We start from the raw sequence: 13,781 nt of genomic DNA, 5'->3' as shown, positions 1-13,781 counted from the left end.
TTGGGCGCACCCCCGGAGACGCACCTGAACACCCCCGGCTCCTGCCTCTACGTCCGGGACTTGTAGCCGCGCCCCCACTGCATCCCGTAGCCGTACAGCCGGTCCAGCTCCGACTGGAAGCCGTACACGAACTTCACCTCGCGCCGCACGATCAGTTCGTCCTTGACGTTCTCCACGGTGAACACGGCGCATGAGCGTGCCTGCGGGGCCCGCTCGTCCAGCTCGATCTCGATGCGCGGCCCGTTGCCCGGGTAGAGCGTCACCTTGGCGTGCGTGCGGTCGAAGGCCGGTGTCTGGTCGTAGATGTAGACGAAGAACAGCAGCCGCTTGATCTGGTCGCGCTGGTCGAGGTTGACGTAGACCGTCTCGCCGGACGGTGCGCCGAAGCGGTCGTCGCCGCTGAGCCTGATGTAGGGCGGCGCGTTCAGGTCGCCGATCAGGTTGCCGAGCGGCTGCACCACGCCCTTGGTGCCGTCCGCCAGCTCGTACATGCAGCCCAGGTCCAGGTCGACGTTGACCACGCCCTGGGTGTGCGCCTGGACCACGTCCGGCTTGAAGAGCTTGAGCGGTCTCAGCAGCCGGCCGCTCTGCCGCGACCGGCCCTCGATGTCGGAAGTGCGCATCCGCCAGGAGAGGTTGACCCGGAGGTTGCCGGTCAGCGCGCCCTGTTTGGTCAGCGAGACCGTGGCATGCCGCCGCGAGAGCACGATGGAGTTCGTGGCCGCGTTGCCCGACTCGAACTGCGCTTCCCGCCCCGGCCACAGGTTGTCCCAGAACGCCATCCCCAACCCCCACACATATCGGCCACGCCGGATACCCGGCCCCGCACCCGCCGCATGCGCAACACACGACGCACGCACCGCTGCGGGGCGGCTCCGGGCCGGGTCCGGGATCTTCCCGAGGACCTTCACCGTTCGAGCCGCCCCGCAGAGAGCGTTCCTCATTCCCTACCGGGTCACACCCCGGCGGGCACTTCGGACGTGGAACCGCCGTCCCCGCCGCTGTCCCCGCCGCCGCCTTCGCCCTCCAGCGCCTTGTTGCGCCGGACCGACGACCAGAACGACCAGGCGATCAGGACGACGCCGACGAGACCGGTGATGAGCTCGTTGATCTCGTACTGGATCGTGACGAGCAGGATGACGGCCAGCGCGCCGATCGCGTAGTGCGCGCCGTGCTCCAGGTAGACGTAGTCGTCCAGGGTGCCCTGGCGGACCAGGTAGACCGTGAGCGAACGGACGTACATGGCACCGATACCGAGACCCAGCGCCATCAGCACGATCTCGTTGGTGACGGCGAACGCGCCGATCACGCCGTCGAACGAGAAGGACGCGTCGAGCACTTCCAGGTAGAGGAACATGAAGAACGCGGCCTTGCCGGAGAGCACGACCGCGGAGATCTTCTTCCCGGTCCGCTTGGCCTGTTCCTCCTCCTCGTGCTCGCGTTCCTCGGCCTCTTCGAGTTTGTTCTCGAAGAAGCCGGAGAGCCCGCCGACGATGAGGTAGGTGATCAGGCCCGCGATACCCGCGAGCAGGACCGTCTCCGTCTTGTCCGCGTGGCCGCCGCCGTGCTGGTGCGCGCTGCCCGCGAACGTCATCGCCGAGATCAGCAGGACGATCAGGGCGACGCAGACCGACAGCATGTCGACCTTGCCGAGCTTGGCGAGCGGGCGCTCGATCCAGCGCAGCCACTGGATGTCACGGTCCTCGAAAATGAAGTCGAGGAAGATCATCAAAAGGAACATCCCACCGAAGGCGGCGATCGCCGGGTGGGCGTCCGTGACCAGTTCCTTGTAGCGGTCCGGGTCGTTGAAGGAAAGATCAACGGCCTCGATCGGACCCAGTTTGGCAGTGATGGCCACGATCACGACGGGGAACACCAGCCGCATACCGAAGACCGCGATGAGCACACCGACCGTGAGGAAGATCTTCTGCCAGAAGGCACTCATCTTCTTCAGGATTCCGGCGTTGATCACCGCGTTGTCGAAGGACAGCGAGATCTCCAGGACGGTGAGGATCGCCACTACCCCGAAGGCCTCCCACCCCCCGTAGAACCACGCTGCGACCAGGCCGATCGCGGTAATCGCGAACGACCAGCCGAAGGTTTTCAGAAGCACTGGCTACCCCATCATTTATTTAACGGGTCTCCCCCGGTGAGTACGGGGCTCCCCCGCGCCGAGCGCGGCTTTACGAAACGTTGACCCCGAAGTCTAGAGCGATGCCCCGCAGCCCCGACGCGTACCCCTGCCCCACCGCACGGAACTTCCACTCGCCGCCATAGCGGTAGAGCTCGCCGAAGATCATCGCGGTCTCCGTCGAGGCGTCCTCGCTCAGGTCGTAACGCGCGAGTTCCTGGCCGTCGGCCTGGTTCACCACCCGGATGAACGCATTGCTGATCTGCCCGAAGGTCTGGCCGCGGCTGTCGGCCTCATGGATCGAGACCGGGAAGACGATCTTGTCGCAATGGGCCGGGACCTGGGTGAGGTTGACGATGACGGACTCGTCGTCGCCCTCGCCCTCACCCGTGAGGTTGTCACCGGTGTGTTCCACGGAGCCGTCGGGGCTCGTGAGGTTGTTGTAGAACACGAACCACTCGTCGCCGAGCACCCGGCCCGACTGGCACAGCAGCGCGCTGGCGTCGAGGTCGAAGTCGGCCCCGGTGGTGGATCGTGCGTCCCAGCCGAGCCCGACCAGTACCTGGGTGAGATCGGGTGCGGCCTTGGAGAGGGAGACATTGCCTCCCTTGGCGAGTGTGACGCCCATGGTGTGTGTCCTCCCCGAGTGGATGAACCGTCTGTTGAGCGCGTCCGGCGCCGCACAGGGTGCGGCGCCGGACGGGGACGTGCTGGTGCCGGTCCGGGGCCCGCGCGGGCCCGGGAGCGGCGGTCCGGTGCCCCTCCCGGCGAGCTCCGCCGGGAGGGGCACCGGGTGCCGGTCAAGGTCCTAGACGTTGACGCCGAAGTCCTGCGCGATGCCGCGCAGACCCGAGGCGTAGCCCTGGCCGATGGCACGGAACTTCCACTCCGCGCCGTTGCGGTACAGCTCGCCGAAGACCATGGCGGTCTCCGTCGAGGCGTCCTCGCTCAGGTCGTAGCGGGCGAGCTCGCTGTTGTCGGCCTGGTTGACCACGCGGATGTACGCGTTGCGCACCTGGCCGAAGCTCTGCTGGCGCGACTCGGCCTCGTAGATCGAGACCGGGAAGACGATCTTGTCGACATCGGCCGGGACACCGGCCAGGTTGACCTTGATGACCTCGTCGTCGCCCTCGCCCTCACCGGTGAGGTTGTCACCGGTGTGCTCGACGGAGCCGTCGGGGCTCTTGAGGTTGTTGAAGAAGACGAAGTTGCCGTCGTTGCCGACCTTGCCCTCGGCGTTCGTCAGCAGCGCGCTGGCGTCGAGGTCGAAGTCTCCACCGGTGGTGGTACGAGCGTCCCAGCCCAGACCCACGATGACCGCGGTCAGGTTGGGCGCGGCCTTGGTCAGCGAGACGTTGCCGCCCTTGCTGAGGCTGACTCCCATGAGTCCTCCCATTGGTTTCATTGGGGGCCGGCCGGTGCCGGCGCCTCCACGTTGCGTTGGCATCGGATCAACGAGTGGATCCTAGTGACCGGTTCCCGGCCAAAACAGGCTTTTGGCCGGGGGTCGCCCCGAGATCCCCCGGATCTCGGATCAGAGAGTGCCGAGCGCCTTGACGTAGTCGTTGAGGTCGCGTGCGTCGGGCAGGCCGTTGACAACGGTCCAGCGCACCACGCCCTCCTTGTCGATGATGAAGGTGCCGCGCACCGCGCAGCCCTTCTCCTCGTCGAAGACGCCGTACGCCCGCGAGGTCTCACCGTGCGGCCAGAAGTCCGACAGCAGCGGATACTCCAGGCCCTCCTGCTCGGCGAAGACGCGCAGGGTGTGGATGGAGTCGTTGGAGACGGCGAGCAGCTGCGTGTCGTCGTTCTCGAACGTGGGCAGCTCGTCGCGCAGGGCGCAGAGCTCACCCGTGCAGACGCCGGTGAAGGCGAACGGGTAGAACAGCAGCACCACGTTCTTGGCGCCGCGAAATTCGGAGAGCTTCACGGTCCGGCCGTGGTTGTCCTTCAGCTCGAAATCCGGGGCCTTGGTGCCGACCTCGATCGCCATGAAACGCGTCCCTTCGCTACGTCGCCGGGCTGGGCTGTCCGGGTGACTCCCACCCTACGCAGCCGCCCCCGGTGGCCGTACGGCACCCGCGGAAGGTCACCCGGCCGGTCCTCGCAGCTCCCCGCGGGCCCCTGCCGGGGCTTCACGGGTGTTCCCGGGCCCGCACGGCCGCCCACGGGGGTCTTCCGGGTCCCGCGGGCGACACGGGCATACGAAGGCCCCCGGGCGGCTTGCTGCCGTCGGGGGCCTTCAGTGGCGAAATGCGGTTCAGCGCCTGGGCTTGGCCGCCACCTTCGGCGTGGCCAGACGGCTGCCCGTCCAGTCCTTGCCCGCACTGACGCTCTTGGTCTGGGCGAGACCGGCCGTCTGGGCGGCCTCGTTGATGTCGCTCGGCTCGACGTATCCGTCACGGCCGGTCTTCGGCGTCATCAGCCAGACCGTGCCGCCCTCCTCGAGCAGACCAATGGCATCCACCAGCGCGTCCGTAAGGTCGCCGTCCTCGTCGCGGAACCAGAGCAGGACGACGTCGGCGACGTCGTCGTACTCCTCGTCGACGAGTTCCTGGCCGATAATGGCCTCAATGCCCTCACGGAGCTCCAGCTCGACGTCGTCGTCGTAGCCGATCTCCTGGACCACCTGTCCGGGCTCGAACCCCAGGCGTGTCGCCGGGTTGGTCCGCTCCTCCGCGTGGTCCGCGGTCGCGCTCACGGGTTGCCTCCTGATCATGTTTCGGAAAATGCTGCAGCCACGCGCGTACGCGGGGCGTTGGCCGTAGTCCACACGGGAGCGGCGGATCGCGCAAGTACCCAGCGCACGAGACCGCCTAAACGGTGACGTTTCGTGCCACGTCGCCGCACTGTCGGCGGGTCCGCTGCTGGAGCCTTCACGGCCCTCCACACCCTTTTCGTCCTTGAACAGCTTATGCCGTTTCGGTCCGGCAATCGGAGTCGAGCAGTGTTTGGGAACACTTGGACGCCTTGGGCGTATGGTTGCGGTTTCGCCCGACCCATCCTGCCCGACCAGCCCTCCACGCGCCTCCCGCCTCCCGGATACCCGCTCCGGCGCGGCCCATCCGGGGCTTGGGCCGTCCGGTGACGCGGTGTCCCGGAAAGCCCCTGGTTACTCCTCGGTAGAGGTGACGTTTGCGCCCTCGCGGTACACGATGGGACGGCGTACGTGTACACATCCCGGGGGCGTGAATCCCTCAACCAGGCCCCGTAGCGCAGCACCGAACAGCGAAGGAACAGCGTGGCTTCCGGATCCGATCGCAACCCGATCATCATTGGCGGCCTTCCGAGTCAGGTCCCGGATTTCGATCCCGAAGAGACCCAGGAATGGCTCGACTCCCTCGACGCCGCCGTCGACGAGCGGGGCCGCGAGCGGGCCCGCTATCTCATGCTCCGGCTCATCGAACGCGCACGCGAGAAGCGTGTCGCGGTGCCGGAGATGCGCAGCACGGACTACGTGAACACCATCGCCACGAAGGACGAGCCGTTCTTCCCCGGTGACGAGGACGTCGAGCGCAAGGTCCTCAACGCGACCCGCTGGAACGCGGCCGTGATGGTCTCGCGGGCGCAGCGTCCGGGGATCGGCGTGGGCGGCCACATCGCCACCTTCGCCTCCTCCGCCTCGCTGTACGACGTGGGTTTCAACCACTTCTTCCGCGGCAAGGACGACGGGAAGGGCGGCGACCAGATCTTCTTCCAGGGGCACGCCTCCCCGGGGATCTACGCCCGCGCCTTCCTGCTGGACCGGCTGAGCGAGGCGCAGCTCGACGCCTTCCGCCAGGAGAAGTCGAAGGCGCCGAACGGCCTGTCCAGCTACCCGCACCCGCGGCTGATGCCGGACTTCTGGGAGTTCCCGACCGTCTCGATGGGCCTGGGCCCGCTGGGCGCGATCTACCAGGCGCGGATGAACCGGTACATGGAGGCGCGCGGTATCGCGGACACCTCCGATTCGCACGTCTGGGCGTACCTCGGGGACGGCGAGATGGACGAGCCGGAATCGCTCGGCCAGCTCTCCATCGCCGCCCGCGAGGGCCTGGACAACCTGACCTTCGTCGTCAACTGCAACCTCCAGCGGCTCGACGGCCCGGTGCGCGGCAACGGCAAGATCATCCAGGAGCTGGAGTCGCAGTTCCGCGGGGCCGGCTGGAACGTCATCAAGCTCGTCTGGGACCGCTCCTGGGACCCGCTGCTGGCGCAGGACCGCACGGGCATCCTGGTCAACAGGCTGAACACCACGCCGGACGGCCAGTTCCAGACGTACGCCACCGAGACGGGCGCGTACATCCGCGATCACTTCTTCGGTGACGACGCCCGGCTGCGGGACATGGTCAAGGACATGTCCGACCAGCAGATCCTGCACCTGGGCCGCGGCGGTCACGACCACCGCAAGGTCTACGCGGCGTACGCGGCGGCCAAGGCCCACAAGGGCCAGCCGACGGTGATCCTGGCGCAGACGGTCAAGGGCTGGACGCTGGGGCCGAACTTCGAGGGCCGCAACGCGACCCACCAGATGAAGAAGCTCACGGCCGAGGACCTCAAGCGCTTCCGGGACCGGCTGCACATCCCGATCGCGGACTCCCAGCTGGAGGACGGCAACCCGCCGTACTACCACCCGGGCCGCGACTCGGAGGAGATCCAGTACATGCACGACCGCCGCAAGGATCTGGGCGGTTACGTCCCGACCCGGGTGGTGCGGGCGAAGCCGCTGGCCCTGCCGGACGACAAGGCGTACGCGACCGCGAAGAAGGGCTCGGGACAGCAGTCGATCGCCACCACCATGGCGTTCGTCCGCATCCTGAAGGACCTCATGCGGGACAAGGAGATCGGCAAGCGTTTCGTGCTGATCGCGCCCGACGAGTACCGGACCTTCGGCATGGACGCGTTCTTCCCGAGCGCGAAGATCTACAACCCGCTCGGTCAGCAGTACGAGTCGGTGGACCGCGATCTGCTGCTCGCGTACAAGGAGTCCCCGACCGGCCAGCTGCTGCACGACGGCATCTCGGAGGCGGGCTGTACCGCCTCGCTGATCGCCGCCGGATCGGCCTACGCCACGCACGGCGAGCCGCTGATCCCGGTGTACGTCTTCTACTCGATGTTCGGTTTCCAGCGGACCGGCGACCAGTTCTGGCAGATGGCCGACCAGCTCGCGCGGGGCTTCGTGCTGGGCGCCACCGCCGGCCGTACGACGCTGACCGGTGAGGGCCTCCAGCACGCGGACGGCCACTCGCAGCTGCTCGCCTCGACCAACCCGGGCTGTGTCGCGTACGACCCGGCGTTCGGGTACGAGATCGGGCACATCGTCAAGGACGGTCTGCGGCGGATGTACGGGGGGACGCCCGAGGAGAACGAGGACGTCTTCTACTACCTCACCGTGTACAACGAGCCGATCCAGCACCCGGCCGAGCCCGCCGATGTGGACGTCGAGGGCATCCTGAAGGGCGTCTACCGCTACAGCAGCGGCGAGAAGGGCGAGATCCCCGCCCAGATCATGGCGTCCGGTGTGGCGGTCCCGTGGGCGGTCGAGGCGCAGCGCATCCTCGCGGACGAGTGGAACGTGAAGGCGGACGTCTGGTCGGCGACCTCCTGGAACGAGCTGCGGCGCGAGGCCGTGGACGTGGAGCGGCACAACCTGCTGCACCCGGAGGAGGAGCAGCGCGTCCCGTACGTGACGCGCAAGCTCTCCGGCGCACAGGGACCGTTCGTCGCGGTCTCGGACTGGATGCGGTCGGTGCCGGACCAGATCGCGCGCTGGGTGCCCGGTGCGTACCAGTCGCTGGGCGCGGACGGCTTCGGCTTCGCGGACACGCGGGGCGCGGCCCGCCGGTTCTTCCACATCGACGCCCAGTCGATCGTCCTGGCGGTCCTCACCGAGCTGGCGAAGGACGGGAAGGTCGACCGTTCGGCGCTGAAGACCGCGGTCGACCGCTACGACCTGCTGGATGTGGCCTCGGCCGATCCGGGGGCCGCGGGCGGCGACGCGTAGTTCGCGGGGCCGCGTGGCGGTGGGACCGATGGGGTGCCACCGCCACGCGGCGTTTCCGGCCGGTCTCAGTTCTCCCAGACCTTGAAGGCGCGCACCTGGTACGGGGACCGCGGCACCCAGGTGCCGCCGCCCGGATAGGTCTCGAACTCCCCGGTCTCCGCGCACTCGGCCGACTGGTAGGTGGTGACCGGGCGGCCGGTGCGGTTGGCGAGCGCCTGGCCGGTGGAGCCCGCCGGCAGCGGCACACAGCTGTCGATGTCGATGGTGGACAGCTCGTGGACCTGCCGGCCGCCGGCGAACTCCGGCTTCGCCCAGAGGCAGAGCTGACCGCTCCCGCAGGCGCCGAGCCGGACGGGCGCGGCCTCGGCCGGCGGTGCCAGGCCGGTGGGCAGTGCGGTGACGGCCAGGGCGGTGGCGGCCAGGACGGCGCCGGCGACGGTTGTACGCATGTGAGTGGACGTTGTACGCATGTGAGTGAACCCCCCGTGCTGATGTGGATCTTCCGCACCCAGCCTGAGCTGCGGGGCGGGCGTCCGGGAAGGGGCCGGGGGCCTTACCACCCTGATAGGCGACAGCCCCGCCGGAACCTTCCGGCGGGGCTGTCGCGTGCACTGTGTTGACGCCTTCCGGCGCCGGGACGGCGCCCGGACGGGGCGGTCGGATCAGATGTGACCGACGCCCGCGCCCGCCTCCGCGTTCTCACCGCGCTTGGTCAGGGTGGCGACCAGGGCCGCGATCACCGCGACGATGCCCGCGACCATGAACGCCGTGCTCATGCCCGACACGAACGTGTCATGGGCGACGTTCACGATCTTGCCGGCGACCTCGGGCGGGGTGTCGGGGGCGACCGGCGGAATGCCGACCTTGACGGCCTGGGACGCCTGGTCCAGCTGCTCGCCCGACAGCGGGGGCAGCTGTGCGTCCTTCCAGTTGTCGGCGAGTTCGGCGTCGACCCGGGCGGCCATGATGGCGCCGAGGACGGCCGTACCGAGGCTGCCGCCGACCTGCATGGCGGCCTGCTGGAGGCCTCCCGCGACACCCGAGAGCTCCATCGGGGCGTTGCCCACGATGACCTCGGTGGCGCCGACCATGACCGGCGCGAGGCCGAGGCCGAGCAGGGCGAACCAGATCGACATGGTGACGGTGCCCGTGCCGACGGTCAGCTGGGACATGCCGAAGCACGCGATCGCGGTGCACACCATGCCGCCGACCAGCGGGACCCGCGGGCCGAACTTGGTGATCAGGAAGCCCGCCAGCGGCGAGGCGACGATCATCATCGCGGTCAGCGGCAGCAGGTGCAGACCGGCGTCGACGGCCTTCATGCCGTGCACGTTCTGGAGGTAGAAGGTGACGAAGAACAGACCGCCCATGAAGGCGAAGGCCATCAGCACCATCAGGACCGTACCGGCGGAGAGCGGCACGGAGCGGAACATCGCCAACGGGATCAGCGGTTCCCTGACGCGCTGCTGGACGAGGGCGAAGCCGACGAACAGGGCGACGGCGGCGATCAGGAAGCCGATCGTCTTGAGGTCGCCCCAGCCCCACTCCGAACCCTTGATGAGGGCCCAGATCAGGCAGAACATCGCGCCGGACAGCAGCACGATGCCGGCGAAGTCGAAGGAGCGCGGCGCGTTCTCCGCGCGGTGGTCCTTGAGGATCAGCACGCCGAGCACGAGCGCGATCACGCCGACCGGCACGTTGATGAAGAAGACGGACTGCCAGCTGACGTGCTCGACGAGCACGCCGCCCAGGATCGGACCGCCGGCGGTCGAGGCGCCGATCACCATGCCCCAGATGCCGATCGCCATGTTCAGCTTCTCGGCCGGGAAGGTGGCGCGGAGCAGGCCGAGCGCGGCCGGCATCAGCAGGGCTCCGAAGAGGCCCTGGAGCACCCGGAAGGTGATGACGAGGACGACGCTGCTGGAGAGGCCGATGGCCCCGGACGCCGCGGCGAAGCCCACGACGCCTATCAGGAAGGTCTGGCGGTGGCCGAACCGGTCACCGAGCTTGCCGGCGGTGATCAGGGAGACCGCGAGGGCGAGCATGTAGCCGTTGGTGATCCACTGGACGTCGGCGAGCGAGGCGCCGAGGTCCTTCTGGATCGCGGGATTGGCGATCGCGACGATCGTGCCGTCGAGCGCAACCATCATCACGCCGATGGCCACGGAGAAGAGCGTCAGCCAGGGGTGGCCGCGCAGCCCCTTGGCAGGTGCGGGAACAGGGGCATCCCGGGGCTCCCGCGGTGCCTTTTCGACGGTGGTCTGACTAGTCATACCCGGAGATTAGTGTCAGTCGCTGACAGTTGACAAACCATTTCACAAGTCGGTAACTGTCACGTAGCTCACAGGTAAGCTGAGCTGGACAAAGCAGGGAAAAGAGGACCAGCTCCGTGACCGACGGGCAACAGACCGCCGAGTATCCGACCGGGCTGCGCGAGCGCAAGAAGCGCCGCACCCGGGACGCGCTGCTCCATGCCGCCCTCGATCTTTTCACCACCCAGGGGTACGAGGAGACCACCGTCGACGAGATCGTCGACGCGGTGGAGGTCTCCCAGCGCACCTTCTTCCGCTACTTCGCCGGCAAGGAGTCGGCCGCCTTCGCCGTCCAGGAGATGGTGGAGTCGCGCTTCATCGCCGAACTGAGCCAACGGCCCGCGTCTGAAGCCCCCTTCGAAGCGATGCGCCGCGCGGTCCTGTGCGCCTGGAACAGTATCGGGGACGCCATCGAGGCCATCGTCCCGGTCGAACTCCACATGCGTACCTACCAGATGATCGAATCGACGCCCTCGCTGCTCGCCGCCCATCTGCGCCGCAGCAGCGAGCTGGAGAACCAGACGGCCCGGCTGATCGCACAGCGCGAGGGACTGGACGTGGAGCGGGACCCGCGCCCGCGCGTCGCCGTCGCCGCGTTCTGCGGGGTGATGAGGGTGACCGGCCAGCTGTGGGGGCACGGCCGGGAGACCAGCGTGGACTCGCTGCGGACGCTGACCGAGATGTACCTCGACCAGTTGGGACCGGCCCTGGCCGACGACTGGCACGCGCCCGCCCGGGGCCGTGTGCCGCATGTCTCCGAGCCGGCGTATGGCCAAGGTCACAACACGCGGACCACGCCGCCCGGATGCGACATCCGCGGGGTGCGGAGCTCGGCGGAGCGTACGGGTGGCCCGTACGGAGCGTAAGGGAAGGGGCATTCCATTCCCGACAGTCGGGTGATGTGTGTCACCCGCTCAACGGCGTGCGGCGCGCGTCTCCTAATGTGGGCCGCAGTGACTTCCTTCGATTCCTCCCCGACGCTCACCGCATGGCGCACTCTGCTCGCCATCGCGGTTGTGTTCGTGATGCTGGCGACCACTGGCTGGACCGCCGTGCGTCATCAACGCTCCGACGAGCCACGCACTGTCGCACTCGCCTCCTGGGCCAGGGGATCGATAGGCGGCCGCGCGCTTCCCCCCGCCGACGCGCAGCCGCACAGACTGGCGCGCTTCTTCGCCACGCTCACGGCCGCGCAGCGCGTCCGGCTGGCGGACAAGTACCCGCTGGTGGTGGGGAATCTGAACGGCGCCCCGGTCACCCTGCGCTACCGGGCCAACCGGCTCGCGCTCATCCAGGCGGGCACGGTCGAGCAGCAGCGGCAGCACGACACCCAGCTCTCCCCCGACGGCCGCGCCGAGGCGGCCCACCGGCTGGACCGCTTCCGCTCGATGCTCGCCCCGGGCCGGCACTTCCTCGCGTTCGACCCGTCGGGCCGGGGCCGCGCCGCCGAGGTCTTCGGTGATCTCGACCGGGCCGAGCGGATCTCGGTGGTCGTACCGGGCGTGGACACCAACCTGCTGACGCTGGAGCGGACCGGGACCAAGACCAACGCCGCGCCCGTCGGCATGGCCAAGTCCCTGTACGCCGCCGAGCGGACCGCGGGCCCCGCCGTACGCACCGCCGTGATCGCCTGGGCCGACTACACCGCGCCCGTGGGCATCGGCATGGACGCCGCCCTCGGGAACCTCGCCCAGCGCGGGGCGGTCCGGCTCGACGCGCTCGTCGGGGCGCTCCCTGGCCAGGCACCCGTCTCGCTGTTCTGCCACAGCTACGGCTCGGTCCTGTGCGGCGTGGCGGCGAGCGGACTGCCCGCCCGGGTCACCGACATCGCGGTCGCGGGCAGTCCGGGCATGCGCGCCGACAACGCCGGCGCACTGCACACCCGCGCCAACGTGTGGGCGATGCGGGACCGCGACGACTGGATCGCGGATGTACCGAACCTTGAGGTCGCCGGGGTCGGCCACGGGGCCGATCCGGTCGATCCGGACTTCGGTGCCCGGATCGCGGCGGCGGGTGACGCGATCGGCCACAGCGGCTATTTCGAGCCGGGAACCGAGAGCCTCGGCAACTTCGCCGCGATCGGTGTCGGCACCTACGCTTCGGTGACCTGTGCACCGGCCGACACCGCCTGCCACGAACGAATTTCCGGCAACGAGACGGTCTGACGCGCGTAGAGAGCCGTGCCGGTCGCGGATTGCCGTCGACTCGGAGGGGGGACGTGCGGGCAAGTGCCGCATACGATGAGGCACATGGGTGATGTGCTGGCCGGAATTCAAGCCACCTGGGAGTTCGACGCCGACTCCGTGCTCATCCGCTTCGAACGGGGTATCCGCACGCCGAGGCTCTTCCAGAGCCTCCGTGAGCGCCGCGTCCCGCACGCGGCGCTGTCGTCGGTGACGCTGACTCCGGGCAAGCGGGGCACGGTGGTGCTGCGTGCCGTCCCGAGACCCGGCGCCGACCCGCTGCTCGAAGCCGCGGCCGGGCAGCTCAAGGACGGCTGCGACCCCTACCGACTGGTGCTTCCGGCCGAGCGCGAGACGCTCGCCGAGTACTACGCGGACGAGCTGCGGGCCCGGCTGGGCCCCGACGCGGGTGAACCCGCCGAGCGCTTCCTGGTCGCGGCGCCCGAGGCGCCGATGCGCTTCAAGGCCTACGACGGCCGGGCCAGCTTCGACGGGGACCGGATCTCCTTCCGGTGGTTCTGGACGGGCGCCTCCTCCGAGAAGTGGAAGGCGGGCGACCAGACGTTCCCGGTCACCGAGCTGAGCGGCGTCGAGTGGCGCTCCCCGGAGGCCTTCGAGGGCTATCTGCGGCTGGTGCCGAGGGGGCTGGAGTGCACGGGCCCGGCCACGGCGGAGGGCCCCGGCCTCGGCGGCGGTCCCGGCGCGGCGCTGTGCACGGGCACCGACCGGAGCGCGCAGTCCGTGGCCGCACGGCCCACCCGGGCCGACGAGGACCCCGCCGCGGTGATCTTCGGCCTCGGCTACGGCCCGGTGCACGAGTCGCTGCCGTTCGCCGCGGCCGTGCTGGAATCCGTCCGCAGGAAGCAGACCGCGCCCGTGGCCGCGGCGACGGCCCTGACATCCGCCGGGCGGCGCGACCCGGCGGACATCGCGGAGCGGATCCACCACCTCGGCGAACTGCACCGGGCGGGACTGGTGACGGACGACGAGTTCAGCGCGAAGAAGGCCCAGCTGCTCGCCGAGCTGTAGCGGCGGCCCGTCCCGTACGCGCCCGGGGCGGGTCATCCCCCGGTACGGGGCAGGCGCCCGCGCAACCGGAACCCCGGAATGACGCCGGGGGACGGCTTCGCTGCCTTCGCCGAGCAGCCCATGCCCGCTCACTCCACGCCCCC

The 13,781-nt window shown here is 69.1% G+C and carries 11 protein-coding genes and 1 pseudogene; 4 read left to right on the top strand and 8 right to left on the bottom strand.

Annotated features, from left to right (window positions below; translation table 11 throughout):
- Positions 1 to 47: 47 nt before the first annotated feature.
- From ACIP89_RS02970 to ACIP89_RS02945, 6 genes are all read right to left on the bottom strand, one after another.
- Positions 48 to 782, bottom strand: coding sequence for a Tellurium resistance (locus tag ACIP89_RS02970; RefSeq protein WP_073735861.1), 735 nt, complete (start codon positions 780 to 782; stop codon positions 48 to 50).
- Between the two features lie 173 nt (positions 783 to 955).
- On the bottom strand, positions 956 to 2,113 hold the full coding sequence (locus tag ACIP89_RS02965) for a DUF475 domain-containing protein (protein ID WP_402112622.1): 1,158 nt from the start codon (positions 2,111 to 2,113) through the stop codon (positions 956 to 958).
- A 70-nt stretch (positions 2,114 to 2,183) separates the two neighbouring features.
- Positions 2,184 to 2,759: a TerD family protein gene (locus ACIP89_RS02960; protein ID WP_371773346.1), complete on the bottom strand. Its 576-nt coding sequence runs from the start codon at positions 2,757 to 2,759 to the stop codon at positions 2,184 to 2,186.
- Between the two features lie 180 nt (positions 2,760 to 2,939).
- Positions 2,940 to 3,515 (bottom strand): TerD family protein, encoded by a 576-nt coding sequence (locus ACIP89_RS02955; protein WP_024491201.1) that lies wholly within the window; start codon positions 3,513 to 3,515, stop codon positions 2,940 to 2,942.
- 150 nt (positions 3,516 to 3,665) lie between these two features.
- Positions 3,666 to 4,124 (bottom strand): peroxiredoxin, encoded by a 459-nt coding sequence (locus ACIP89_RS02950; RefSeq protein ID WP_073735864.1) that lies wholly within the window; start codon positions 4,122 to 4,124, stop codon positions 3,666 to 3,668.
- Between the two features lie 267 nt (positions 4,125 to 4,391).
- A complete protein-coding gene (locus ACIP89_RS02945; RefSeq protein ID WP_371773345.1) occupies positions 4,392 to 4,832 on the bottom strand; it encodes a DUF3052 domain-containing protein in 441 nt (146 codons plus the stop codon).
- A gap of 540 nt (positions 4,833 to 5,372) precedes the next feature.
- Between ACIP89_RS02945 and aceE the strand changes: the two genes are divergently transcribed.
- Positions 5,373 to 8,114, top strand: coding sequence for a pyruvate dehydrogenase (acetyl-transferring), homodimeric type (gene aceE, locus ACIP89_RS02940; protein WP_401921290.1), 2,742 nt, complete (start codon positions 5,373 to 5,375; stop codon positions 8,112 to 8,114).
- 65 nt (positions 8,115 to 8,179) lie between these two features.
- Here the strand turns inward: aceE and ACIP89_RS02935 are convergent, their stop codons facing one another.
- Positions 8,180 to 8,563: a peptidase inhibitor family I36 protein gene (locus ACIP89_RS02935; protein ID WP_401921291.1), complete on the bottom strand. Its 384-nt coding sequence runs from the start codon at positions 8,561 to 8,563 to the stop codon at positions 8,180 to 8,182.
- Between the two features lie 213 nt (positions 8,564 to 8,776).
- Positions 8,777 to 10,264: an MFS transporter gene (locus tag ACIP89_RS02930; RefSeq protein WP_401922327.1), complete on the bottom strand. Its 1,488-nt coding sequence runs from the start codon at positions 10,262 to 10,264 to the stop codon at positions 8,777 to 8,779.
- Positions 10,265 to 10,503: 239 nt separating this feature from the next.
- On the opposite strand from ACIP89_RS02930, the pseudogene ACIP89_RS02925 reads away from it, so the two are divergent.
- The 3 genes and pseudogenes from ACIP89_RS02925 to ACIP89_RS02915 form a co-directional block, all read left to right on the top strand.
- Positions 10,504 to 11,157: pseudogene (locus ACIP89_RS02925) on the top strand (TetR/AcrR family transcriptional regulator); the annotation flags it as partial.
- A gap of 222 nt (positions 11,158 to 11,379) precedes the next feature.
- Positions 11,380 to 12,591, top strand: coding sequence for an alpha/beta hydrolase (locus ACIP89_RS02920; protein WP_402112620.1), 1,212 nt, complete (start codon positions 11,380 to 11,382; stop codon positions 12,589 to 12,591).
- An 84-nt stretch (positions 12,592 to 12,675) separates the two neighbouring features.
- Positions 12,676 to 13,638, top strand: coding sequence for a DUF4429 domain-containing protein (locus tag ACIP89_RS02915; protein WP_401921294.1), 963 nt, complete (start codon positions 12,676 to 12,678; stop codon positions 13,636 to 13,638).
- Positions 13,639 to 13,781: the final 143 nt, after the last annotated feature.

It is taken from the genome of Streptomyces sp. NPDC088730 (assembly GCF_044751215.1).
Lineage (GTDB): Bacteria > Actinomycetota > Actinomycetes > Streptomycetales > Streptomycetaceae > Streptomyces.
This window is presented reverse-complemented; position numbering and strand designations above follow the sequence as displayed.

Bases quoted from the DNA above. Each gene is read 5' to 3' on its own strand.
- ACIP89_RS02970 (WP_073735861.1), bottom strand. From the start codon at position 782: ATGGCGTTCTGGGACAACCTGTGGCCGGGGCGGGAAGCGCAGTTCGAG.
- ACIP89_RS02960 (WP_371773346.1), bottom strand. From the start codon at position 2,759: ATGGGCGTCACACTCGCCAAGGGAGGCAATGTCTCCCTCTCCAAGGCC.
- ACIP89_RS02955 (WP_024491201.1), bottom strand. From the start codon at position 3,515: ATGGGAGTCAGCCTCAGCAAGGGCGGCAACGTCTCGCTGACCAAGGCC.
- ACIP89_RS02950 (WP_073735864.1), bottom strand. From the start codon at position 4,124: ATGGCGATCGAGGTCGGCACCAAGGCCCCGGATTTCGAGCTGAAGGAC.
- ACIP89_RS02935 (WP_401921291.1), bottom strand. From the start codon at position 8,563: ATGCGTACAACCGTCGCCGGCGCCGTCCTGGCCGCCACCGCCCTGGCC.
- ACIP89_RS02930 (WP_401922327.1), bottom strand. From the start codon at position 10,264: ATGATGGTTGCGCTCGACGGCACGATCGTCGCGATCGCCAATCCCGCG.
- ACIP89_RS02915 (WP_401921294.1), top strand. From the start codon at position 12,676: ATGGGTGATGTGCTGGCCGGAATTCAAGCCACCTGGGAGTTCGACGCC.